Source organism: Curvibacter sp. PAE-UM (genome assembly GCF_001432305.1).
GTDB lineage: Bacteria > Pseudomonadota > Gammaproteobacteria > Burkholderiales > Burkholderiaceae_C > Hylemonella.
Genome location: NZ_KQ483358.1, coordinates 270694 through 293936, shown reverse-complemented (window position 1 = coordinate 293936; position 23243 = coordinate 270694). Strand labels below are relative to the sequence as shown.

Below are 23243 nucleotides of genomic sequence, written 5' to 3'. Positions count from 1 at the left end.
CTCATGAGCCATACCCCCATCACCCAACGCAAGATCCGTTTCGCCCTGGTTGGCTGCGGCCGGATTTCCAGGAACCATTTCGACTCGATCCGCCAGCATGCCGACCATGCCGAACTGGTGGACGTCTGCGACATCGACCCGATGGCCCTGCAGAAGGCCGTCCAGGCGACTGGCGCAGCGGGACATGCCAGCCTGACGGCGCTGCTGCAGAAGACCACGGCTGACTGCATCATCCTGACCACGCCCAGTGGCATCCACCCGCAGCAGGCCATCGAGGTGGCGCGCGCAGGGCGCCATGTGCTCAGCGAAAAACCCATGGCCACCAAGTGGGAAGACGGCCTGCGCATGGTGCGCGCCTGTGAAGAGGCCGGCGTGCACCTGTTTGTCGTCAAGCAGAACCGCAAGAACGCCACGCTGCAACTGCTCAAGCAGGCCGTGAGCCAGAAGCGCTTCGGCCAGATCTACATGGTCACCCTCAACGTGTTCTGGCAGCGCCCCCAGGTGGGTTATTACGACCAGGCCAAGTGGCGCGGCACCTGGGAGCTCGACGGCGGCGCCTTCATGAACCAGGCCAGCCACTACGTGGACCTGCTCGAATGGCTGATCGGCCCCATCGACTCCCTGCACGCCTACACCGCCACGCTGGCGCGCGATATCGAAGCCGAAGACACCGGGGTACTGAGTGTCAAGTGGCGCAACGGCGCCCTGGGCTCGCTCAACTGCACCATGCTGACCTATCCCAAGAACCTGGAGGGTTCCATCACCATCCTGGGAGAAAAGGGAACGGTGCGCGTGGGCGGTGTGGCGGTGAACGAGATCCAGGAATGGCAATTCGCCGACAGCGATCCCAACGACGAGAAAATCAAGGCAGCCAGCTACGAGACCACCAGCGTCTACGGCTTTGGCCATCCCCTGTATTACCGTAACGTGATCGACGTCCTGCGCGGCGAGGCCGAGCCCGATGTGGACGGCCGCGAAGGCCTGAAATCGCTGGAGGTCCTGATCGCCACCTATCGCTCGGCCCGCGACGGCGTGCGTGTCGGCCTGCCGCTCGAACTGTGACCCTCATGAGCTACACCGTCCATCCCTCGGCCATCGTCGACGCCGGCGCACAGATTGGCGAAGGCAGCCGCATCTGGCACTGGGTGCATATCTGCGCACGCGCGCGTATCGGCCGCGACTGCTCCTTCGGCCAGAACGTCTTTGTCGGCAACGACGTGATCATCGGCAACAACGTCAAGGTCCAGAACAACGTCAGCGTGTACGACGCCGTGACGCTGGAAGACGACGTGTTCTGCGGCCCCAGCATGGTGTTCACCAACGTCTACAACCCGCGCAGCGCCGTCATCCGCAAGGAAGAGTACCGGCGCACGCTGATCCGCAAGGGGGCGACGCTGGGGGCCAACTGCACCATCGTCTGCGGTGCGACGGTCGGGCAGTATGCCTTTGTCGGCGCCGGTGCCGTGGTGAACCACGATGTGCCCGATTACGCCCTGATGGTCGGTGTGCCGGCGCGCCAGATCGGCTGGATGAGCCAGCACGGCGAGCGCCTGGACCTTCCCCTGAGCGGTGATGGGCAGACCGTCTGCCCGCAGACGGGGCAGCGTTATGAGCTGCGCGACGGCCAGTGCCGCCTCGTGGGCTGAAGACAGAAAAGGATCCCATGGAATTCATCGACCTCAAGAGCCAATACCGGCAACTGAAGACGCAGATCGACGCCGGCATCCAGCGTGTGCTGGATCACGGGCAGTACATCCTCGGGCCTGAGGTGGCCGAGCTGGAGGAAAAGCTCGCCGCTTACACCGGTGCCAAGTACTGCATCAGTGTGGCCAATGGCACGGATGCGCTGCAGATCGCGCTGATGGCGCTGGGGATCGGCCCGGGCGATGAAGTCATCACCCCCGGCTTCACCTACATCGCCACCGCCGAAACCGTGGCCCTGTTGCGGGCCAAGCCGGTCTACGTGGACATCGATCCGCGTACCTACAACCTCGACCCGGCCCTGCTGGAGGCAGCCATCACGCCGCGCACCAAGGCCATCATTCCGGTCAGCCTGTACGGCCAGTGCGCCGATTTCGACGCCATCAATGCCATCGCGGCACGGCATGGTATCCCCGTCATCGAGGATGCGGCGCAAAGTTTTGGCGCCAGCTACAAGGGGCGGAAAAGCTGCAACCTGACGACCATCGGATGTGCCAGCTTTTTCCCGAGCAAGCCGCTGGGCTGTTACGGTGACGGCGGTGCGATCTTCACCAGCGATGACGAACTGGCCAAGGTGCTGCGTCAGATCGCCCGTCACGGCCAGGACCGGCGTTATCACCATATTCGGGTGGGGGTGAACAGTCGGCTGGACACGATACAGGCGGCGATCCTGCTGCCCAAGCTTGCGGTCCTGGACGAGGAGCTGGGGCTCAGGCAAGCGGCTTCCGGGCGATACGCTGGGCTGCTGGTTCAAACGGGCATCAAGGGCCCTTATGTCGAGCCGCACAATATCAGCGCCTGGGCGCAGTACACGGTGGAGATTGACGAACGCGACGCCACTCAGGAACGACTGAAGTTGATGGGGATCCCCACTGCGGTTCACTACCCGATACCTCTGAATCGTCAGCCGGCAGTGAGGGATCTGGAAGCCAAGTTGCCGGTAGGAGATGCCGTGGCCACGAGAGTCATGAGTTTGCCAATGCACCCATTCCTGGATTCGAAGACGCAGGAACAGATTATTTCGGGGTTGGTGGGCAGCCTGCAGTGACAGCGTCCTGTCTCTGAGTTGGGTATCTGCTTCGGAACTTGCGTTCTCATGCAATGAAGATCCCCATTCTTTCCATCATGTCCGGCGGGGCAATGGCGCAGGCCGTGCAGTTGCTTGCGTACCCGCTTGTCGCAAGGCTTTATGCCCCGGAGGATTTCGGCGTATTTTTCCTGCTGGTGAGCGTCATCTCGATTTCGATGACGATTTTTACGCTTCAGCTGGAGGCGGCCATCCTGGCGGGAAGAAAGAGCCACATCCAGATTCTTGGCTACGTGGCATTCTGGGTCCTGCTTGCGGCGGTGGTCTTCTATTCGCTGCTGCTCTTATTGTTTGGTGAGTGGTTCCTTCGTGCCAGCAACATCGCCTGGGACGTCGGGTATGTCATGTGGTACGTGCCGTTGGGCTTGTTTGTTCACGGCTTGTATGCGCTATCAGTCTCGAGAACCGTCAGGCAGAAGAGATACGGCCGGCTCGCGATAAGCCACGTGACGCTCGCACTCTCAACAGTTGTCGTGCAGATATTGCTGGGCTACTTTGCGCTCGGAGTCGTCGGTTTGCTGGTGTGCGACTTCATCGCCCGCATACTGGGATTGCTTGCCTTGAACTCCCCCCGGGATGGCTGGCGGATCCGGGGGTTCAGCAAGTCGGCTGTCGTCAAGGTGCTGGTGCGCTACAAAAGATTCCCGCTGCTTTTGGCGCCAGCTGCCGTGTTAAACGTGGCGAGTCAAAATATCCAGAGCATCTGCTTCCCGTATTTTTTTGGGGCGGGCCAAGCCGGCCAGCTAGGCTTGGCAAACAAGCTGGTTTCAGCGCCGGTGGGCCTGGCGGCAAGTGCTGCGGGCCATGTTTTTACCGGTGAATTTGCCGCTTCGCCAACGCCGGAGCAGCAAAGAAAAATCGTCATGGACGCGCTGTATTACTTGACGGCAATAGCGCTCCCATTGTGTTCGTGCTTCGCTTTTGCTTCCGAAGCGCTCCTGGTCCATGCGCTGGGTGCGAAGTGGGAGTTGGTAGGAACGTACGCGGCGATATTGTCATTGGGGCTGGCAGCCTCGCTGGTGGTCTCACCCATCAGCAATATAGTCGTTATCAAGAATTCCCTTTCAATTGCGATCATTTTCTCAGTTGCCGAACTTGTGGTGAGGTCACTTCCATATGTTCTGATGCTTGTGTTCGATGGCTTTTCCGCGACCATGGTCGTTTTTGCCATCTCGTTTGGCAATCTCTTCTTGTATGGGGCTGCGCTGCTCAGGTTTTCCCGTCTGGTGGATATCCACCTCGCTGATTATCTTGCGCGAATCAGGCCGCTAGTGCTGGCATGGCTTCTTTGCTTTGCCCCGCTGGCTGCTGCTTATGTGTTTGCGCCGGGGGCCTTGATGCTGTTTGGGGTGATGTTCGTCGGGTTGGCGGTTTACTTCCTGTATGTGATCAGGAAGTATGCAAGGGGGCAGCGCTAAGCAATTTTTCCGTCACGGAGATGATCCCGGGTGTGCGCAGCCTCGGGTGAAGTTGTGGGTGCGTCCTGGTTGCCTGATCATGGCAGGGGCGCACCATAAAATGGATGCGGAATACAGACAACAGGAGCAAGTTCGACAAGTGGAGCAGGAGAAACCAACAATATTCGTGCTGACGGCAAGCTACCCCTATTCGGTGGCGGCTGAAAGAACATTTCTCGAGCCGGAAATCGAACGGTTCGTCAAGAAGTTCTCCAGGGTCGTGATCGTCCCGCAAGACGTGAGCGGCCAGTGCAGTCAAGTGCCGGCTGGGGCGCATGTTGATGTTTCACTGGCGAAAAGTCTTTCAAGGCCGGCGCGAAGCTCCCTGCTGTTGCGAGGGCTGGCCTCTCTGGCGTTGTATCGGGAGATACAAAAAAATGCATGGTTGCTGTTGCGACCAAAGACGCTTTTGCGGACCGCCGTTTTTCTCGGCCGCGCCAAGGTGATCGGTCAATGGGTCGAGCGCACAGGCATCTCGGTTGAGCGCCATGGCGGCGGACTGCTGTTTTATGGCTTCTGGCTGGATGTCTCTGCGTTGGGCCTCGGCATGTTGCGATCGCGTCTTCATGCGCCATTTGGTGTGGTGGCGCGGGCGCATGGGGGTGATCTGTATGCGGAGCGGCACACCCCTCAATATATTCCTTTCCAGGAGCAGATGATCGACCTGCTCGATTGGGTTTCACCGGACTCGATGGGAGGCGCCGAGTATCTGAGACGCAAATACCCTCAACATGCCAAGAAGATTTGGCCGGCATTGTTGGGCACCGATGATCCCGGGTTTGCTGCAACAGCCTCCGACGACGGGAAGGTCAGGGTTGTTTCGTGCGCTTTTCTGGTTGAAGTGAAGCGTATTGACCTGCTGGTTCGGGGGGTGGCGGAACTCTCAGGGCGAATGCCAGGAACATCGATCGAATGGACCCACTTCGGAGATGGGCCCATATATGCCGAGATAAAAGAGTTGGCAGAAAAAATTCTGCCGCCGAATGTGCAATGGCGGCTGATGGGACATGTAGATACAAGCACGATTTACAAGTGGTACAGAGAGAACCCTGTTGACGTATTCGTCAACGTCAGCAGCTCAGAGGGAACGCCCGTTTCCATCATGGAGGCGATCAGTTGCTCCATACCCGTGGTGGCCACCGCAGTAGGGGGGAACAAGGAAATAGTCTCGGGAGCGAACGGGGCACTTTTGAGCCAGCATCCGGAGCCGATCGAGATTGCAGAGGCCATCGAGAGCGTTTGCCTGAGCCCCAAGAATCGACTTACCCTCCGGGAGGGGAGTCGCGCCATGTGGGATGCGAAGTACAACGCAGGCAAAAACTACATGGACTATGCGAATCGCCTCATCGAGTTGGCGGCGCAGCTTGCCTCAAAGCCTTCGGATTCGAGGTCATCAAGGGGCGTCTAGGGCTGTGCTGCCTGAACGTAGTCCAGTATGGATCGAAAATTGTGCGAGATGTACGAGTTCAATCTTTCAATGTCTGCACGTGAGTATTCTGCTTCGGCCGACTGGCGATGCGATATTTGCAGGCTTGGATGATGGCGTGAGAAACTGGTTACCAAGTCGGCGATTCTGGTGGTCGTGCCCGTTCCGATGTTGATGATGGCCGGCAATTTTGGGATGCCGGAGAGCTTCACGATGATTTCGGCGACATCATCAACATGAACAAAGTCCCTGTGCGCGCGCCCTTGGTTGTTCAGTGTGAATGGCTTCGACGTTGCCAGTGCCTGACGAAGATGATGCAGTACTGAGAACCTGTCGTTCCCGCCGAAGATGTTGAATACACGCAGTATCGTGTAGTCGATCTTGTTGGCCTGGCAGTATGCTTCGGTCAGCCTCTCGGAGAGAAGTTTTGCAATTCCGTTGGGGGAAAGTGGCTGCGTTGCCGATGACTCATGGGTTGAAGTCGTATCCCCATAAACGGCGCAACTGCTGATGAAGAACAGCCTGGGTATGCTCCACTTCCCGGCCCATTCCAGTACTTCGGCGAGGGCTCTTGTATTGGAGTCGATGAATGTGGTTGGATGTTGCGAGAGTGGCGTTGTCAGGTCACCGGCTGCATGGATAATCAAGTCGGTGTCGGGGTGGTTTTCTTGTCGCAGTTTTGGCCAGTTGTTGCGATCAACGGCGAGAATGTCGAAGGCGTTTGCTCTCTGAATCGCATGGCCAAGATTGCCACGTGCTCCCGTAAGCAGGCACCGCAATTTTTTTTGTTCGATTTGTGGAGTCATTGGATTTTCTGAAATGGGAGCTGATGATGCGTAAGGCTCGATCCGTCGGGGCGATAAAATTACGGTGGAAAGCGCGCAGTCTCAAAACAAGTCCCGCGGGGGCTGGAGTCACATCGGAAATTGGATTCCATCGTAACGCCTTCAGTGTTGCCAGCCAATCGATGCGTAGATGGCATGTCGATCATGGCGGTGCATTTGATCACAATCATTTGATGAAATTCATAGCATGATAGCCATTCTCGACTATGGCGTTGGCAACATTTCGTCTGTGTGCAGCATGCTGAGAAAAGCGGGTGCCGAGACGCAAGTGACTCGTCATGCCAGTGAAATTCTGGCGGCAGACAAGCTCCTGTTGCCTGGAGTTGGGCATTTCGACCATGGGATGAAGATGCTGAATGCCTCGGGGCTGCGCGAGACGCTGGATCAGTTCGCGCTGGAGTTGAAGCGCCCGGTACTCGGCATCTGCCTGGGCGCGCAAATTCTCGGCAAGGGCAGTGAGGAGGGGGATACGGCCGGACTTGGCTGGATCGACATGGAATGTCATAAATTCCAGGCCATGCCGGGCATACGTGTGCCTCACATGGGTTGGAACCAGATCGTCCGCAAGAAGTCCTCTCCTCTGCTGGATCAGATGGATGAGGATGCCCGGTTTTATTTCGTCCATTCGTACAAGATGCACTGTGCAGATGCCGGGGACGTGCTTGCGACAGCCACCCATGGCGTTGAGTTCACGTGCGCGGTTCAGCGTGGGAATATCTTCGGGACCCAGTTTCATCCGGAGAAGTCCTTGCGGCACGGCCTGGCCTTGATGAAAGCGTTTGTCGGGATGCCGTCAACATGAACAAGACACGCGTCATTCCGGTCCTGCTGCTGCGCGGGAAGGGCCTGGTCAAGACTGTGAAGTTCAAGGACCCCAAGTACATCGGGGATCCCATCAACTCGGTCCGGATCTTCAACGAGAAGGAAGTTGATGAGCTGGTGTTCCTCGACATCACGGCCACGCCTGAAGGCCGGGGGCCGGATTTCGATCTGCTGGCGGATATCGCAGGTGAGGCCTTCATGCCCATGGCCTACGGGGGCGGGATCACGACACTGGAACAGGTTCAGCGGATCTTCGCCCTGGGTTTCGAGAAGGTCGTCATCGATGCGGCAGCTTACGCCTCACCGCAATTGATTCGTGACGCTGTCGCGATCTACGGTTCCCAGAGCATCGTCGGGTGCGTCGATGTCCGGCGCACTCTCCTGGGGCGTTATGAACTCTGCTCCCATGCCGGCAAGACCAGGCAGCAGGTCGGCCTGAAAGAGCATGTCGTGGAATTGGAGCGGCTTGGCGTGGGGGAGATCATCGTCAATGCCGTGGACCGGGACGGGACCCAGTCGGGCTACGACCTCAAGCTGATCCGTGAGGTGTCGGCGGCGGTCAGTGTCCCCGTGGTCGCGTGTGGTGGCGCCTCGGGCATCGACGACTTCGTCGCCGCCGTGCAGGAGGGGGGGGCATCTGCGGTGGCGGCGGGCAGCCTTTTTGTCTTTGTCGGTCCGCATCGGGCCGTCCTCATCAATTACCCGGCGCGCGCAGAGCTGGCCAGGCGCCTGCCGTAAGCCCGGCCGGGCCTGTTCGGTAGGCCTGTCGCGGCCCGAAGGCGGCGCTGCGCTTCGCGGATAATCGGGCCGTGGATGGGTAGATCCACACCCGCACTGAACCCCCATGATCGACACCGAGCCTATGCAAAAACCAGACTACAGCCATCCTGTAGACGCGATCCGCGCCCCTGTGGACGGAAGTCCGATCCAGCAGGCTGCGTTTGTGCCCAAGGGGCGCCCGTACCAGGCCTGTACGCGTTGTGTCATGGACACGACCGATCCCGAGATCGAGTTCGATGAGCAGGGTGTGTGCAGCCATTGCCATTACTTCGACAACAGCGTCAAGCCGACCTGGCCCTCCCTGGAGGGGGATCCGGTCAAGCTGGCGGAGATGATCGCGGCCGTCAAGGCCTACGGCAAGGGCAAGCGCTACGACTGCATCATCGGCCTGTCCGGCGGCATCGACAGCTCCTTTGTGGCGGTCAAGGTTGCGGAGTGGGGCTTGCGGCCCCTGGTGGTGCACGTCGACGCCGGCTGGAATTCGGAACTGGCCGTGATGAACATCGAGCAGATCTGTCGCCGCCTAGGCTTTGATCTGGTCACGCACGTGGTCGACTGGGAGGAGATGCGCGACATGCAGCTGGCCTTCCTGCGTTCGAATCTTGCCAATCAGGACGTGCCTCAGGATCATGCCTTTTTTGCGGCCCTGTATGGATACGCCGAGAAGGCCGGCATCAAGTACGTGATCAACGGGGGCAATTTCGCGACCGAGAGCATATTGCCGGCGACCTGGGGTTACGACGCCATGGACGCCACGCATGTGAAGGCCATTCACGCCCGCTTCGGCTCCCGGTCCCGGGGTGATTTTCCGGTGGTCAGCTTTTTTGATCTGTACGTGAAATACCCCTTCATCCTGAAGATGGAGGTCTTGCGGCCGTTGAACTGCCTGCCCTACAACAAAGAAGAGGCGATCCGGATCCTGGAGAAGGACTACGGCTGGCGCTATTACGGCGGCAAGCACTATGAATCGCGCTGGACCCGCTTCTTCCAGGCCTATTACCTGCCCTACAAGTTCGGCTACGACAAGCGCAAGGCGCATTTGTCCAGCCTCGTGGTGTCCGGCCAGATGACGCGTGCCGAGGCGCTGGAGGCCTTGAAGGCGCCGCTGTATGACCCGAAGCTTCTGGCGGAGGACAAGATCTTCATTGCGAAGAAACTCGGCTTGTCGTTGACCGAGTTTGAAGCCCTGGTCGAGCAGCCTGCCCACCATTTCAGCGAGTTCCCGAATCACCAGCGCAAGCGCCGTTTGGCGGTGCTGGTCTATCGGTTTGCCAAGCAGGTGCTGGCATTGCCGGTGCGGGGCCTGGCGAAGATCGGGTTTAAGTCCCGAGGCTAGTTTTCTCGGCGTCGCCCTGGCGGGTGCGCGAGACATGAGGCGGGAAAACCGGGGTTGCCTTGAACATCCATATCTATCCTTCCACCTTTGCGAACGAGTCCAGGATCCTCAAGATTGTTCGCAGCTTGAGGAGCCATGCCGTGTTCTCGCGGGTCAGGGTGCTGGCGGTTTGGAAAGAGGGGCTTCCCAGGCATGAGGTGCTGGGGGACGGCATCGAGGTGCTGCGCGTGGCGCCGCTGATCGGTGGTTCGATGAAGGGCGCCATGGGGCGCCTGTTCAAGGCCGTTGGATGGTATCTCGGTGTCTTGTGGGCCCTGCGCGGGGAAAAGGTGGCCTGCTTCAATTGCCACAGCCTGCCGGTGCTGCCGCTCTCGGTACTCGTCAAGATGTGGAAGCGTTGTGTGCTGATCTATGACCCGCATGAACTGGAAACAGAGACGGCCGGTCTTCGCGGAGGCCGTCAATGGCTGGCGCGCCGGGTGGAGCGCGCGCTGATCGGATTTGCAGACACGGTTTGCGTGGTGAACCGTTCGATTGCCGACTGGTATGCCGCCCGCTACCGGCTGAGGCAGGTCTGGGTGGTGCGCAATGTGCCCTACCGCAGCGAGTCGGAGCCGGCGCGCACCGGGCTGCTGCGCAGGGCCGTGGGGCTGGCGCCCGACGTGCAGCTCTTTCTCTATCAGGGCTTGTTGGCGCCCGGGCGCGGGGTCGGGCTGCTGATCGACGCTTTTGCGAAACTGCCGCCGGACCGGCACCTGGTCTTCATGGGGTACGGGGAACTGGAAGGGCATATCAGGGAAGCGGCAGCGCGGCATTCCAACATCCACTTCATGCCCGCCGTGCCGCCGGAGCAGGTCAAGGATTACACGGTGGATGCTGATGTCGGCATTTCCCTGATCGAGAACGTGTGCCTCAGCTATTACCTGTGCCTGCCCAACAAGCTGTTCGAGTATGCGGCGTGCGGCGTGCCGGCGGTGGTCAGCGCCTTTCCCGAAATGGGGCGCTTCGTGGATGAGTACGATTGCGGCTGGAAGGTCGCGCCTGATGCGCAGGCGCTTCACGATCTGGTGGCCGGGCTGACGGCGACGGAGCTGGCGGCAAAGCGCGCAAACACAAGGGATTCCGGCCGGCTTTACTGCTGGCAGGAAGAAGAGAAAAAGTTGCTGGCGATGTACGTGGCGCTGGGCTTCGAGGCCGGAGGCGGCAACCATGCATTCCACTGAAATCTGGACGGAGGCGTTGTGGCTCGTGTCGTTCATCTGACGTCCGCGCATCCGCGTGACGACATACGGATCTTCCTGAAGGAGTGCCGGAGCCTGGCCCGGCATGGCCATGAGGTCACCCTGGTGGTTGCGGATGGTCTCGGGGACGAGGTGCGCGAAGGCGTGGCGATCCTGGATGCTGGAAGTTCCCGTGGCCGATTGTCCCGGATGTTCAAGACGACGCAAAGGGTCTACCGCAAGGCGGTCGAACTGGATGCGGATGTCTACCATCTGCACGATCCCGAATTGCTGCCGACCGGTCTCAGGCTCAAGCGCCGGGGCAAAAAGGTGGTGTTCGATGCCCATGAGGATGTCCCCCAGCAACTGCTGGGCAAGCACTATCTGCACCCGGTCATGCGGCGCATCCTGTCGTGGGGGTTTGCCCGTTTCGAGCGCCATGCCTGTGCGCGCTTTGACGGGGTCGTGACGGCGACGCCTCATATCCGCGACAAGTTCACGAAGATCCATCCGCGGTCGGTGGATGTCAACAACTTTCCCATGCTGGGTGAGCTGGAGTCTGCCGTGCCGTGGCAGGACAAGGCGAATGAGGTTTGTTATATCGGGAGCATTGCCCAGATTCGTGGCATCAAGGAACTTGTGCGCGCCATGGAGGCGACTCACCCCTCGGTGCGCTTGAACCTGGTGGGTGGTTTTGCCGAGGCGCAGGTCGAAGCCGAGGTCCGGACGTATCCGGGCTGGGGCAAGGTCCATGCGCTGGGAGTCCAGGATCGTCGCGGTGTTCGCGAGGTGCTGGGGCGCTCCATGGCGGGGGTGGTGACCTTGCATCCGATCATCAACTACCTGGATGCGTTGCCGATCAAGATGTTTGAATACATGTCGGCGGGTATACCTGTGATCGCGTCGAATTTCCCCCTGTGGCAGCAGATACTGGAGTCTGCAGACTGCGGGGTCTGTGTCGACCCCCTCGATCCGCTCGCCATCGCCAAGGCGATAGACGAGGTGGTGGCAGATCCCGGGCGTGCGGAGCAAATGGGGCAGAATGGTCGCCGGTTGATCGAGAGCAAGTTCAACTGGTCGAACGAGGAGGCCAAACTCATCGAGTTTTATGGTCTTCTCCTGTCTTCTTAAAATTTCGAATTCTTTTTCGGTAATCTAAATGTGCGGAATATTTGGCGTCATCTCGTCCTCGCCGGTCCATGAGGGCGAGTTGAATGTTTTGGTGAAACATTCCCAGCAGCGGGGGCGTGACTCCAGCGGGCTGGTGACTTTCACCAACGACGCCTATCACGTCTACCGTGCCGACTATCCGATCACCCGGCTGCTCAAGGAGGTCCGGCCCCAGGCCAGCCATCTCGTGCTGGGGCACAGCCGGCTGATCACCAACGGTCTGGCGGACAACCAGCCCGTCGTGCGTGACGGCGTGGCCGTGCTGCACAACGGCATCGTCGTTAACGACGAGGCCATCTGGGCCGAGATCGGCAAGACCCGGGCCCAGCAGATCGACACGGAAGTGATCGCGGCCATCGCCGCTGTGCACCTGGAGGCGGGGGGCGAGCTCGCGCAGTTGCCAGCGCGCATCCTGGGCCTGTGCCGCGGTGTGGTGGCATGCGCGCTGATCCTGCCCAAGCTGGGCAAGCTGTGCCTGTTCTCGAACAACGGCAGCCTGTATATCGGCAAAAAGGCGCAGACGACGTTTTTTGCCTCGGAAAAGTACCCGCTGACCGTCATCGGCTGCGAAGACGTCCAGCAGGTCAGGGAGGCGGTGTTTGTGGATATCCCCGCCTCGCACGCCGCGCTGGACATCTCGGACCGCAAGGAACGCAAGACCGATCTGATCCCTGCCTTGTCCCTGTCGGGCGCGGAGGAGAAGCTGCTGGAATACCGCAAGCATGATCTGCGTCGCTGCACCAAGTGCCTGCTGACCGAGACCATGCCCTACATCAACTTCGATGCCGATGGCGTCTGCAATTACTGCCGGCACTACAAGCCGCGCAACAAGCCGCGGCCGAAGGAAGAGTTGTTCAAGCTGGTCGAGCCGTACCGTAGAAAAACCGGGGACGATTGCATCGTCCCGTTTTCCGGTGGCCGGGACAGCTGCTACGGCCTGCACTTGATCGTCAAGGAACTCAAGATGAAGCCGGTCACCTACACCTATGACTGGGGCATGGTGACGGACCTCGGACGCCGCAATATCAGCCGGATGTGTGCCGAGCTCGGCGTCGAGAACATCATCGTCGCGGATGACATCGCCAGGAAGCGGGACCACATTGCCAAGAACCTGCGGGCCTGGCTCAAGTCGCCGCACCTGGGCATGATCAGCATCCTGACGGCTGGTGACAAGCATTTCTTCAGGCATGTCGAGACCATCAAGGCGCAGACCGGCATCAGCCTGAACCTGTGGGGCATCAACCCCCTCGAGGTGACGCACTTCAAGGCGGGTTTCCTGGGCGTGCCGCCCGATTTCGAGGAAAAGCGCGTCTATTCGCATGGCGCGATGAAACAGTTGCGCTACCAGTATCTGCGCCTCAAGGCCATGCTGGCGAGCCCGGGTTATTTCAACAGCTCGCTGTGGGACACGCTGTCCGGTGAGTACTACCGCAGCTTCACCAAGAAGACCGACTATTACCACGTCTTCGACTATTGGCGCTGGGACGAAAAGCAGATCGACGACACGCTGGCCGGCTACGACTGGGAAAAGGCGCCCGATACCAGGACCACCTGGCGCATCGGCGACGGAACGGCCGCCTTCTACAACTACGTCTATTACACGGTCGCGGGCTTCACGGAGCACGACACCTTCCGCAGCAACCAGATCCGCGAAGGGGACCTGACGCGCGAAGAGGCACTTGAAATGGTGCTGGAGGAAAACACGCCGCGCTATCCCAACATCAAGTGGTACCTCGATGCCGTGGGGGTGGACTTCAAGGAAGCCATCCGGGTGGTGAACGCCATCCCGAAACTGTACTGAGCCGCCTGTGAAACCCTGCATCTGGTACGTTTCCAAGTACGTCTCCCCACCTGCCAAGGCCAGCGCGGGCGGGCGTGGCTACCTGATTGCGCGGGAGTGGGCCCGGATGGGCTACCGGACCGTCATCATCACCTCGGACTCGAACCAGCTGGCCGAGGTGCCCAGGCTGGATGCGCCCTATCTGCTCCAGGAGGTCGACGGTATCCAGCTGTACTGGGTCCGGACCATGAAATACGCGGTGGCCAAGTCGCTGCGGCGTATCCTGAGCTGGCTGGATTTCGAGTGGCGGCTCTGGCGCCTGCCCAAGGAGCAGCTGCCCGCGCCCGACGTCGTCATCGTCTCCAGCCTGTCCCTGCTCACCATCCTCAACGGCTTCCTGCTGCGCGCGCGCTACAAGTGCCGCCTGGTGCTCGAGATCCGCGATATCTGGCCGCTGACCATCACCGAGGAAGGCGGCTTCAGCCGCTGGAACCCGCTGGTGCTGGGCCTGGGCTTCATCGAGAAGCTGGGCTACCGCTACGCGGACGCCATCGTGGGCACCATGCCCAACCTCGGCGAACACGTCGCCGGCGTGCTGGGCCATGCCAGGACGACGCACTGCATCCCCATGGCCGTCGACGAGGCGACGCTGGCCGCGGGCGACGAGCTGCCGGCCGACTACGTCGAGAAGTACATCCCCCGGGGCAAGTTCATCGTGGCCCACGCCGGCACCATCGGCATCACCAATGCGCTGGACACCATGCTCGACTGCGCCGAGTCGATGAAGGACGACCCCCGGGTCCATTTCCTCATCGTCGGCGAGGGCGACCTGCGTGCGCATTACCAGGGCAAGTACGGCCACCTGCCCAACCTGACGTTTGCGCCCCGCGTGCCCAAGCAGATGGTGCAGGCCGTTCTTTCCAGGTGCGACCTGCTGTATTTCTCGGTGCATGTGTCGACGGTCTGGAAATACGGGCAGTCGCTGAACAAGGTGATCGACTACATGCTGGCCGGCAAGCCGGTGGTGGCGTCCTATACCGGCTACCCCTCGATGATCAACGAGGCGGATTGCGGCACCTATGTGCCGGCCGGCGACGTGGCGGCGCTGCGTCGGGAAGTCTTGCGTTATGCGGCCATGGGCGCACCGCAGCGCGAAGCCATCGGCCAGCGGGGCCGGGCCTGGATCCTGGCCAACCGCCGCTACGAAACGCTGGCGAAGAACTATCTGGCCATCCTCTTTGGCGAGCGTGCCGGCGACAAGGTCGCCGGGCCGGGGGCTTGAACGCATGAAGCGCCTGTTCGACCTGGTGGTGGCCATCGCTGCGCTGGCCGTGCTGGCCCTGCCCTTGCTCGTGCTGTATGCGATGGTGCGGCGCAAGCTCGGCAGCCCCGCCCTGTTTCGCCAGGTCCGCCCCGGTCTGCACGGGCAACCGTTCATGATGGTCAAGTTCCGCACCATGACGGACGAGCGCGGCCCGGACGGCGAGCTGCTGCCGGACGCCCAGCGGCTCACCGCCTTCGGCCGCTTCCTGCGCGCCAGCAGCCTGGACGAACTGCCCGAGTTGTGGAACGTGCTGCGCGGCGAGATGAGCCTGGTGGGCCCGCGCCCCCTGCTGATGGAATACCTGCCCTTGTACTCGGCCGAGCAGGCGCGGCGCCACGAGCTGCGCCCGGGCATCACCGGCTGGGCCCAGGTCAACGGGCGCAACGCCGTCAGCTGGGAGGAGCGCTTCCGCCTGGACGTCTGGTACGTCGACCACCGCTCGCTCTGGCTCGACCTGCGCATCCTCTGGCTGACGGTGCGCAAGGTGCTGGTGCGCGAAGGCATCAGCGCTCAGGGCGAGGCCACCATGCCCCGGTTCACCGGGGACAAGTCATGAGACGGCTCGCCCTGCTTGGCGCCAGCGGCCACGGCAAGGTGGTGGCCGACGCCGCCCTGGCCAGCGGCTGGGACAGCGTGGAGTTTTTCGACGACGCCTGGCCGCAACGCAGCCGCAACGGCCTTTGGCCGGTGACGGGTGACAGCGCTGCACTGATGGCGCGGCTGCCGGAGTTTCAGGGTGTGCTGGTGTCCATCGGCGACTGCGCGGTGCGCTGGGAAAAGCACCAGGCCCTCCGGGCCGCCGGTGCGCCCCTGGTGACGGTGGTGCATCCCGCGGCGACGGTGAGCCGCCATGCCGCGCTGGGGCTGGGCACGGTGGTGATGGCCGGCGCGGTGGTGAACATCGATGCCCTCGTGGGACAGGCCGTCATCGTCAATACCGGTGCGACGGTCGATCACGACTGCCAGCTGGGCGACGCCGTGCACATCTGCCCGGGCGCCCATCTCTCGGGCAACGTCCGTGTGGGGCGGGGCGGCTGGGTAGGCGTGGGGGCGGCCGTGAAGCAGGGCATGACCATCGGCGAACGAGCCATGGTCGGGGCCGGTGCCGTGGTGGTCCAGCCGGTGCCGGATGCGCAGACCGTGGTGGGCAATCCGGCGCGCTTGCCGGAAGCCCGACAATCATGAAGCCTGGACACGCAGACAGATGTTGAATACCCCCTTTTCTCCCTGGCCCAGCTTCACCGACGAGGAGGCGCGGGCCGTGCAGCAGGTCCTGCTGTCCAACAAGGTCAACTACTGGACCGGCAACGAGTGCCGCGAGTTCGAGCAGGAGTTCGCGGCCTGGTGCGGCACGCGCCATGCGATTGCGCTGGCCAACGGCACCCTGGCACTGGACCTGGCCCTCAAGGGCCTGGGCATCGGGCCCGGCGACGAGGTGGTGGTGACGCCGCGCACCTTCATCGCCAGCGTCTCCTGCGTGGTCAATGCGGGCGCCACCCCGGTGTTTGCCGACGTCGAACCCGACAGCGGCAACCTGTCTGCGCGCACCATCGCAGCGGTACTCACCCCGCGCACCAAGGCCGTGGTCTGCGTGCACCTGGCGGGCTGGCCCTGCGACATGGACCCCATCATGGCGCTGGCGGCCCAGCACGGCCTGAAGGTCATCGAGGACTGTGCCCAGGCGCACGGCGCCCGCTACAAGGGGCGCAGCGTGGGCAGCATCGGCCATGTGGGGGCCTGGAGCTTCTGCCAGGACAAGATCATGACGACCGGCGGCGAAGGCGGCATGGTCACCACGGATGACGAAGCCGTGTGGCGCGCCATGTGGGCCTACAAGGATCATGGCAAGAGTTATGCCGCGGTGTACGAACGCCAGCACCCCCCGGGTTTCCGCTGGCTGCACGAGAGCTTCGGCACCAACTGGCGCATGCTGGAGATGCAGGCCGCCATCGGCCGCATCCAGCTGCGCCGCATGAGCGAGTGGACCCAGCAGCGCACGGCCCATGCCGAGGCCATCCTGGCCGCCTGTCGTGGGCATGCCGCGGTGCGTGTGCCCGAACTGCCGGTTGGCAGCGTGCATGCCCATTACAAATGCTATGTCTATGTGCGGCCGCAGCATCTGGCCGCGGGCTGGAGCCGGGACCGCATCGTCGAAGCCATCAGCGCGCAGGGTGTTCCGTGTTATCAGGGCTCGTGTTCAGAGGTCTATCTGGAAAAGGCATTCGAAGGCACCTCCTGGCGTCCGGCCCGGCGCTTGCCCGTGGCCCAGGCCCTGGGCGAGGACAGCCTCATGTTCCTGGTCCACCCGACGCTCACGGCGGCCGAGATCCAGAAGACCTGCGAGTCGATCCGCCAGGTACTGGCCCAGGCGGGCGCCTGACAGGCATCGTTTGAAGAGCCAATAGCCATTCATCAAGGAGTCAAGCATGGGTAACCTCATCGAGATCCAGAGCCAGATCGAGAAGCTGCAGAAGCAGGCAACCGAGATCAAGTCACGGGAGTTCGGCAAGACCGTCAAGCAAATTCTCGCGATGATGGAGGCCTTCGGCATCACGCTCAAGGACTTGCAGCAGGGCACAGGCAAGCCCCGCAAGACCCGGGGCAAGGCCAAGCCTGCTCCCCGCAAGGGCCCGGTCGCCAAGCCGGCGACGAAAAAGGTGGCCGCGAAGAAGGGCGCTGCGAAAAAAGCCGCTCGCAAATCCTCGAATCAAAAAGGCGTCAAGGTCGCCGCCAAGTACCGTGGCCCGAACGGGGAAACCTGGAGCGGGCGGGGCCTGATGCCGCGCTGGCTTGCTGCGCAGGTCGCCGCAGGCAAGCCCAAGGAAAACTTTGCGGTATAGCGTGTGATGTCTCGAAGGATAGGCATGAAGCGTCGGGTTCTGGCATGGCCGCGTTCGATCAAACGCATGGTGGTCGTGGCCCTGGACCTGGCCCTGTCGCTGGCCGCAACCTGGCTGGCCTTTTCCCTGCGACTGGACAGCCCGCACTGGCCGGACGAGACGCAATGGCGGGTCTATGTGCTGGCACCCTTGCTGGCGATTCCCGTCTTCATCCGCCTGGGCCTGTACCGCGCCATCTTCCGCTACACCGGGCAGGCTGCTTTGCTGACCACGGCCAAGGCCGTCGCGATCTACGGCGTACTGCTGCTGACGGGTTTGCTGTGGATGCGTTGGGACAATGTGCCGCGTAGTCTGGGCGTGCTGCAGCCGCTCATATTCCTGCTGCTGGTGGGAGGCAGTCGGGCCCTGGCGCGTTTCTGGCTGGCCGGCGAGGGGCGCGCGCCGGCAGGGCAAGGGCGTTCCCTGATTTATGGCGCAGGAATGGCCGGTGCCCAGACGGCAGCGGCGCTGGCCATGAGCGGGCAGTACAGCCTGCTGGGTTTCGTTGATGACGACCCGACCAAGATCGGGCGCAGTATCAACGGCGTGCATGTCTATGCGGGTTCGGACGCCCCGGCTGTGGTTAAAAAGCTGGGCATCACAGACATACTGCTGGCGCTGCCGAGCGTGACGCGCGAACGCCGCAACCGCATCATCGAAAGCCTGCGTCACCTGCCTGTGCATATCCGCACCCTGCCGGGCATGGCCGATCTGACCAGCGGCCGGGTCACCGTGCAGGATTTCCGCGAGCTCGATATCGAGGACCTGCTTGGGCGGGACCCCGTTCCCCCGGATGCCGCGCTGATGGCCAGGGACCTGGCGCAGAAGACCGTGCTGGTGACCGGCGCCGGCGGCAGCATCGGCAGCGAACTGTGCCGCCAGATCCTGCGGCAGCAGCCCAGCCAGCTGATCCTCCTGGACCACAGCGAGTTCGCGCTTTACAGCATCCACCAGGAACTGGAAGTGCTGTGCCAGGGTGATGGATGTGCGACCAGACTGCTGCCGCTGCTCGGCAGCGTCAATCACGAAGCCCGCCTGCGCGAGATCTGCCATCATCACCGGCCCCACACCATCTATCACGCCGCAGCCTACAAGCACGTGCCGCTGGTGGAGTCCAACCCCGCCGAAGGCATACGCAACAACGTCTTCGGCACGCTGCACATGGCGCGCGTCGCGCGCGACTGCGGTGTTGCCCGCTTCGTCCTGGTCTCCACCGACAAGGCCGTGCGCCCCACCAACGTCATGGGTGCCAGCAAGCGCATGGCCGAGCTGGTGCTGCAAGCGATGGCCGCCGAGCCGGGGCAAACCTGTTTCAGTATGGTGCGCTTCGGCAATGTGCTGGGCTCCAGCGGCAGCGTGGTGCCCCTGTTCCGCCGCCAACTCGCCGCAGGCGGCCCGCTGACAGTCACGCATGCGGACGTGACGCGTTATTTCATGACCATCCCCGAGGCCGCGCAGCTCGTGTTGCAGGCTGGTGCCATGGCGACGGGGGGGGACGTGTTCGTGCTGGATATGGGCGAGCCGGTAAAAATCATCGAACTGGCCCACCGCATGGTGGAGTTGTCGGGGATGTCGGTGCGCGATGCAGACAAGCCGGATGGGGATATTGAAATCGTCATCACGGGACTGCGCCCTGGTGAAAAACTCTATGAGGAGTTGCTGATCGGTGACAATCCCGCGCCCACGGCGCATCAACGCATCATGAAGGCGCACGAGGACTGTATGCCTTGGCCCGCCCTGGAGCAGCAACTGGATGTGTTATGGCAAGCGGCCGGCCGTGACGATAAGGATGCGATCAAGGCTGTTCTGGTGACGTGTGTGCACGGTTATGGCGGAGTGAAATGAATACAGTCTCGACACGAGATCGATGTGTGGTGGGTTGGTGCCTGCCGGCGCTACTCTGGGTGGCCGCCAACCATGCTGGTGCCAAGGAGGCGGGTCGATGAAAAAAGTCGCCATTCTCCAGTCCAACTACATACCGTGGAAGGGCTACTTCGACATGATTGCGGCGGTCGATGAGTTCATCCTTTTCGACGACATGCAATACACGCGCCGTGACTGGCGCAATCGCAACCAGATCAAGACGCCGCAAGGCGTGCAATGGCTGACGATTCCCGTTCTGGTCAAGGGCAAATACAACCAGACCATCCGCGAGACGGAAGTGGACGGCACGGCCTGGGCGGCGGACCACTGGAAGGCCCTGGCCCAGAACTATCGGCGCGCGCCGCATTTCGCCGAGATCGCGGCCTGGCTGGAGCCGCTGTACGCCGGCGCGCCCTATACCCACCTGTCGCCCCTCAACCGCACCTTCCTGGAAGCCATCTGCTCCTATCTTGGGATCGGGACCAGGATCACGAACTCCTGGGACTACACTCTTCAGGAAGGCAAGACCGAGCGCCTGGCCGGCCTGTGTGCCCAGGCCGGCGGGACGGAATATATTTCAGGCCCTGCCGCCCGGGATTACATCGATCCTAAGGTGTTTCAGGATGCGGGTATCCAGCTGACATGGTTTGACTACGCTGGATATCCCGAGTATCCGCAACTGTGGGGTGAATTCAGCCACGGGGTGACCATCCTCGATCTGCTGTTCAACTGCGGGAAAGAGGCGCACCGTTATATGAGGTATGTGCAGGCATGAAACTCTCTATTGTCGCAACGCTGTATCAATCCGCGCCCTATATCGCTGAGTTCCATCAGCGCGCTACCGCGGTGGCCAGGCAGTTCGCCGGGGATGATTACGAGATCGTGCTGGTCAATGACGGCTCACCGGACAACAGCCTGGAGCTGGCGGTGCAGTTGACAGAAGCCGATGGCCATGTGGTCCTGATTGATTTGTCGCGCAACTTCGGGCACCACAAGGCCATGATGACCGGCTTGGCGGCTGCAAGTGGAGAGCATGTTTTTCTGATCGACAGTGATCTGGAAGAGGAGCCGGAGTGGCTGATTTCATTTGATGAGCAGATGCGGCAGGAGTCTAGCGATGTGGTTTATGGCGTGCAGGCCAGACGCAAGGGTGGTGTAGGAGAGAGAGTCACTGGGAACCTCTTCTACAAACTTTTCCGTGTCCTGACGGGCATCAATCAGCCGGACAATATCGTTACGGCACGCTTGATGAGTCGGCGCTATGTGCGTGCATTGGTGTCGCACCGGGAAAGAGAACTCAACATTGGTGGACTATGGGTCATCACCGGCTACAAGCAATCGCGCCAAATAGTCCGCAAGTACGCGACCAGTCCGACGACCTATACGCTGTCAAAAAAATTCAGCCATCTCGTCAATGCGGTGACATCCTTCAGCAGCTTGCCTTTGGTGTTCACCTTCTATGTTGGCTTGCTGATCTCTGCCTCTGCTGCATTGTTTATCGGCTATCTTGCTTTTCTGTATTTTTTTGTCTCAACCCCGCCGGATGGGTACACGTCAATCATCGCTTCTATCTGGCTTTTTTCAGGCTTGATAATATTTTTCGTTGGCGTGCAGGGAATATATATATCCAAAATATTCTCAGAGGTTAAGAGTCGTCCTTATGTCATCGTGAGGCAGGTGTATGGAAATACTTCGGTAAGGAGAAGTGCAGATGAGTGGATTCAACAGCATTCCTGAAGCGACATACGGCGTTCTTCGTCAGGACCGATTTGAGTCGGAGTTGGACGAAGTGGCCGAGCAGGTTCGGCGACTTGGCTACGCCATTCTCGACTCAGGCTACACGACAATTCAGATCCAAGAGATATCGAATGAGTTTGATCGAGTTCGTGGCGCCTATGTGCAAGAGTGGGGCGAGGCGCGACTGAAAGGTCTCAAGGAGTTTCATACGGTACGCGCGTTGTTGACGCATGGCGGCGCTACCTTCCTGCGGCTGGCAACCAATCCGAATCTTCTTGCCGTGCTGGAAATGTTGATTATTGGCAAGTTCGTTCTGAACCAGCAAAACGGTGTAATCAATCCGCCAGGAGAGACCTACAACCAAGGTGCTTGGCACAGGGATTTGCCCTATCAACACTATGTTTCCAGCAGCCCGCTGGCGGTAAATGCCTTGTTTTGTGTGGATGACTTCACGATCGAGAATGGTTCTACTTTCGTGTTGCCGGCGTCCCACAAGGCAATTGCGTTTCCGTCGCAAAAATATCTACAGAAAAACGCGGTACAAGTGGAGGCGAAGGCGGGGCAGTTCATCATCATGGATTGCATGGTGTTTCACAGTGGTGGGCGCAACAAGACCGCATTGGAGCGACGTGCGATTAATCATGCGTATATGATTCCCTATTTCAAGCAACAGATTGATCTGACCAAGAGCATCGGCGTCGATGGGCTAACCAACGAAGAGCGCGAGATGCTGGGATTTAATTATCAAATGCCTGCATCTGTCGGGGATTATTTGATTTCAAGGGAGAAAAAGAAAAATGGCTGAACGTATGAATGCACACCTTTATCAGGCATTGGCGACGCCCGATGCATTGTTGTCGCTGGATTTGTGTCAAGAGGGCTTAAAAGACACGCAAAACAATATTTTCAGATTTGCTGCGGCGAAGTCGAATGTGGTTGATTTTATTGAGCCTTATGTAACCAGTGAATACGATCGATCAAATCTTCAGATGTACAACTCAGCCAATTCGGTTGAGATATACAGAAATTTTCTTGATTGGCTGTTTCAGACATTTAATGTGCAAGAGCAAGAGTTTCGTGTCGAGATACTCTCTCATCTGAAGTTGTCTGCGGGCATGAAAGTCTTGATAACCGGCTGCGGTCTGGGTGAGGACATCCCCATTGTGAGCAAAGCCGTTGGATTGGGTGGTGAGGTCCACGCCCAAGACATCAGCAAGGCAATGGTTTTGGAGTCGGCCAAAAATAATACGCAACCGAACACGCTGTTTACGATTTCGAATGCGAACTGTCTTCCATACGCATCCGGATACTTTGATGCTGTGTTCCATTTCGGTGGGATCAATTTGTTTGGCGACACCAAAAAAGCCATAGCTGAGCTTGATCGAGTGTGCAAAAAAGGAGGCAAGGTCGTCTTTGGTGATGAGGGCGTGGCTGCACATTTGAGAAAAACGCAATACTTTGATGTGGCGGTATGCAATAACAAGCTTTGGGCTGCGGAGCCGCCGATGGACTTGCTTCCGCATGGCGCTCTAGATGTTCAGCTCACCTACATACTTGGGAATTGCTTTTACGTCATCGGCTTTACGTCGGGGGAAGGTTTTCCTTATATGAATATCGACATCCCGCATAAAGGCACAAGAGGTGGCACAGCGCGCACCAGATATTTCGGGCAATTGGAGGGAGTCTCGGCTGAAACGAAGGCCAAGGTGTATGCCAAGGCGCGGGAATTGAATATATCGGCGCATCAGGTGCTGGAAGATATTTTGCGTTCCGCGCTCTAGTTGTCGGAATGCGTTGGGGAATAGTCTGTGAGTCG

At 60.3% G+C, this 23243-nt stretch carries 22 protein-coding genes; 21 read left to right on the top strand and 1 reads right to left on the bottom strand.

The features are described 5' to 3' along the window. Positions 1-3 precede the first annotated feature (3 nt). From AO057_RS01410 to AO057_RS01390, 5 genes are all read left to right on the top strand, one after another. Positions 4-1062, top strand: coding sequence for a Gfo/Idh/MocA family protein (locus AO057_RS01410; protein ID WP_057673945.1), 1059 nt, complete (start codon positions 4-6; stop codon positions 1060-1062). 5 nt (positions 1063-1067) lie between these two features. Continuing rightward, positions 1068-1646, top strand: a complete 579-nt coding sequence (locus tag AO057_RS01405) for an acyltransferase (RefSeq protein ID WP_057673944.1) — start codon at positions 1068-1070, stop codon at positions 1644-1646. A gap of 17 nt (positions 1647-1663) precedes the next feature. After that, entirely contained in the window at positions 1664-2749 is a 1086-nt protein-coding gene (locus tag AO057_RS01400; RefSeq protein WP_057673943.1) for a DegT/DnrJ/EryC1/StrS family aminotransferase, read from the top strand. A gap of 53 nt (positions 2750-2802) precedes the next feature. Then, positions 2803-4206, top strand: a complete 1404-nt coding sequence (locus AO057_RS01395; protein WP_057673942.1) for an oligosaccharide flippase family protein — start codon at positions 2803-2805, stop codon at positions 4204-4206. Positions 4207-4306: 100 nt separating this feature from the next. Next, positions 4307-5653 carry a glycosyltransferase gene (locus AO057_RS01390; protein WP_168163345.1) on the top strand — a complete coding sequence of 449 codons (1347 nt, stop codon included), beginning with the start codon at positions 4307-4309 and terminating at the stop codon, positions 5651-5653. Here AO057_RS01390 and AO057_RS17340 read toward each other — a convergent pair. Further along, on the bottom strand, positions 5650-6477 hold the full coding sequence (locus tag AO057_RS17340) for an NAD-dependent epimerase/dehydratase family protein (protein WP_082605366.1): 828 nt from the start codon (positions 6475-6477) through the stop codon (positions 5650-5652). The two genes, AO057_RS01390 and AO057_RS17340, sit on opposite strands and share 4 nt — an antisense overlap. A 226-nt stretch (positions 6478-6703) precedes the next feature. Here AO057_RS17340 and hisH point away from each other — a divergent pair, with 226 nt between their 5' ends. From hisH to AO057_RS01305, 16 genes are all read left to right on the top strand, one after another. Then, the gene (hisH, locus tag AO057_RS01380) at positions 6704-7318 is read left to right on the top strand and encodes an imidazole glycerol phosphate synthase subunit HisH (RefSeq protein WP_057673939.1); all 615 of its coding nucleotides are present in this window, start codon (positions 6704-6706) and stop codon (positions 7316-7318) included. Further along, positions 7315-8076, top strand: a complete 762-nt coding sequence (locus AO057_RS01375; protein WP_057673938.1) for an AglZ/HisF2 family acetamidino modification protein — start codon at positions 7315-7317, stop codon at positions 8074-8076. The genes hisH and AO057_RS01375 overlap by 4 nt, the downstream gene beginning before the upstream one ends. 106 nt (positions 8077-8182) lie before the next feature. Then, positions 8183-9454: an N-acetyl sugar amidotransferase gene (locus tag AO057_RS01370; RefSeq protein WP_240480712.1), complete on the top strand. Its 1272-nt coding sequence runs from the start codon at positions 8183-8185 to the stop codon at positions 9452-9454. Between the two features lie 59 nt (positions 9455-9513). Next, the gene (locus AO057_RS01365) at positions 9514-10677 is read left to right on the top strand and encodes a glycosyltransferase (protein ID WP_082605365.1); all 1164 of its coding nucleotides are present in this window, start codon (positions 9514-9516) and stop codon (positions 10675-10677) included. Between the two features lie 18 nt (positions 10678-10695). Then, positions 10696-11805: a glycosyltransferase family 4 protein gene (locus tag AO057_RS01360; protein WP_057673936.1), complete on the top strand. Its 1110-nt coding sequence runs from the start codon at positions 10696-10698 to the stop codon at positions 11803-11805. 91 nt (positions 11806-11896) lie between these two features. Further along, complete coding sequence (locus AO057_RS01355; protein ID WP_240480711.1) at positions 11897-13645, top strand: glucosamine 6-phosphate synthetase; 1749 nt, start codon at positions 11897-11899, stop codon at positions 13643-13645. Positions 13646-13652: 7 nt separating this feature from the next. Next, a complete protein-coding gene (locus tag AO057_RS01350) occupies positions 13653-14906 on the top strand; it encodes a glycosyltransferase family 4 protein (RefSeq protein WP_057673934.1) in 1254 nt (417 codons plus the stop codon). 4 nt (positions 14907-14910) lie between these two features. After that, on the top strand, positions 14911-15504 hold the full coding sequence (locus AO057_RS01345; RefSeq protein ID WP_057673933.1) for a sugar transferase: 594 nt from the start codon (positions 14911-14913) through the stop codon (positions 15502-15504). Beyond that, positions 15501-16133: an acetyltransferase gene (locus tag AO057_RS01340; RefSeq protein WP_057673932.1), complete on the top strand. Its 633-nt coding sequence runs from the start codon at positions 15501-15503 to the stop codon at positions 16131-16133. The genes AO057_RS01345 and AO057_RS01340 overlap by 4 nt, the downstream gene beginning before the upstream one ends. A gap of 19 nt (positions 16134-16152) precedes the next feature. Further along, complete coding sequence (locus AO057_RS01335) at positions 16153-17328, top strand: DegT/DnrJ/EryC1/StrS family aminotransferase (protein WP_057673931.1); 1176 nt, start codon at positions 16153-16155, stop codon at positions 17326-17328. 46 nt (positions 17329-17374) lie between these two features. Then, positions 17375-17788: an H-NS histone family protein gene (locus tag AO057_RS18390; RefSeq protein ID WP_057673930.1), complete on the top strand. Its 414-nt coding sequence runs from the start codon at positions 17375-17377 to the stop codon at positions 17786-17788. Positions 17789-17812: 24 nt separating this feature from the next. Then, positions 17813-19672, top strand: coding sequence for a polysaccharide biosynthesis protein (locus tag AO057_RS01325; protein WP_057673929.1), 1860 nt, complete (start codon positions 17813-17815; stop codon positions 19670-19672). 97 nt (positions 19673-19769) lie between these two features. Continuing rightward, positions 19770-20465: a WbqC family protein gene (locus AO057_RS01320; protein ID WP_057673928.1), complete on the top strand. Its 696-nt coding sequence runs from the start codon at positions 19770-19772 to the stop codon at positions 20463-20465. Next, a complete protein-coding gene (locus AO057_RS01315) occupies positions 20462-21427 on the top strand; it encodes a glycosyltransferase family 2 protein (protein WP_057673927.1) in 966 nt (321 codons plus the stop codon). Before AO057_RS01320 ends, AO057_RS01315 begins: the two co-directional genes overlap by 4 nt. Further along, on the top strand, positions 21402-22232 hold the full coding sequence (locus tag AO057_RS01310) for a phytanoyl-CoA dioxygenase family protein (RefSeq protein ID WP_240480710.1): 831 nt from the start codon (positions 21402-21404) through the stop codon (positions 22230-22232). Before AO057_RS01315 ends, AO057_RS01310 begins: the two co-directional genes overlap by 26 nt. Beyond that, positions 22225-23208 (top strand): class I SAM-dependent methyltransferase, encoded by a 984-nt coding sequence (locus AO057_RS01305; protein ID WP_082605364.1) that lies wholly within the window; start codon positions 22225-22227, stop codon positions 23206-23208. The genes AO057_RS01310 and AO057_RS01305 overlap by 8 nt, the downstream gene beginning before the upstream one ends. Positions 23209-23243 lie beyond the last annotated feature (35 nt).

Bases quoted from the DNA above. Each gene is read 5' to 3' on its own strand.
- AO057_RS01410 (WP_057673945.1), top strand. From the start codon at position 4: ATGAGCCATACCCCCATCACCCAACGCAAGATCCGTTTCGCCCTGGTT.
- AO057_RS01405 (WP_057673944.1), top strand. From the start codon at position 1,068: ATGAGCTACACCGTCCATCCCTCGGCCATCGTCGACGCCGGCGCACAG.
- AO057_RS01400 (WP_057673943.1), top strand. From the start codon at position 1,664: ATGGAATTCATCGACCTCAAGAGCCAATACCGGCAACTGAAGACGCAG.
- AO057_RS01395 (WP_057673942.1), top strand. From the start codon at position 2,803: ATGAAGATCCCCATTCTTTCCATCATGTCCGGCGGGGCAATGGCGCAG.
- AO057_RS01390 (WP_168163345.1), top strand. From the start codon at position 4,307: ATGGATGCGGAATACAGACAACAGGAGCAAGTTCGACAAGTGGAGCAG.
- AO057_RS17340 (WP_082605366.1), bottom strand. From the start codon at position 6,477: ATGACTCCACAAATCGAACAAAAAAAATTGCGGTGCCTGCTTACGGGA.
- hisH (WP_057673939.1), top strand. From the start codon at position 6,704: ATGATAGCCATTCTCGACTATGGCGTTGGCAACATTTCGTCTGTGTGC.
- AO057_RS01375 (WP_057673938.1), top strand. From the start codon at position 7,315: ATGAACAAGACACGCGTCATTCCGGTCCTGCTGCTGCGCGGGAAGGGC.
- AO057_RS01370 (WP_240480712.1), top strand. From the start codon at position 8,183: ATGATCGACACCGAGCCTATGCAAAAACCAGACTACAGCCATCCTGTA.
- AO057_RS01345 (WP_057673933.1), top strand. From the start codon at position 14,911: ATGAAGCGCCTGTTCGACCTGGTGGTGGCCATCGCTGCGCTGGCCGTG.
- AO057_RS01340 (WP_057673932.1), top strand. From the start codon at position 15,501: ATGAGACGGCTCGCCCTGCTTGGCGCCAGCGGCCACGGCAAGGTGGTG.
- AO057_RS01335 (WP_057673931.1), top strand. From the start codon at position 16,153: ATGTTGAATACCCCCTTTTCTCCCTGGCCCAGCTTCACCGACGAGGAG.
- AO057_RS18390 (WP_057673930.1), top strand. From the start codon at position 17,375: ATGGGTAACCTCATCGAGATCCAGAGCCAGATCGAGAAGCTGCAGAAG.
- AO057_RS01325 (WP_057673929.1), top strand. From the start codon at position 17,813: ATGAAGCGTCGGGTTCTGGCATGGCCGCGTTCGATCAAACGCATGGTG.
- AO057_RS01320 (WP_057673928.1), top strand. From the start codon at position 19,770: ATGAAAAAAGTCGCCATTCTCCAGTCCAACTACATACCGTGGAAGGGC.
- AO057_RS01315 (WP_057673927.1), top strand. From the start codon at position 20,462: ATGAAACTCTCTATTGTCGCAACGCTGTATCAATCCGCGCCCTATATC.
- AO057_RS01310 (WP_240480710.1), top strand. From the start codon at position 21,402: ATGAGTGGATTCAACAGCATTCCTGAAGCGACATACGGCGTTCTTCGT.
- AO057_RS01305 (WP_082605364.1), top strand. From the start codon at position 22,225: ATGGCTGAACGTATGAATGCACACCTTTATCAGGCATTGGCGACGCCC.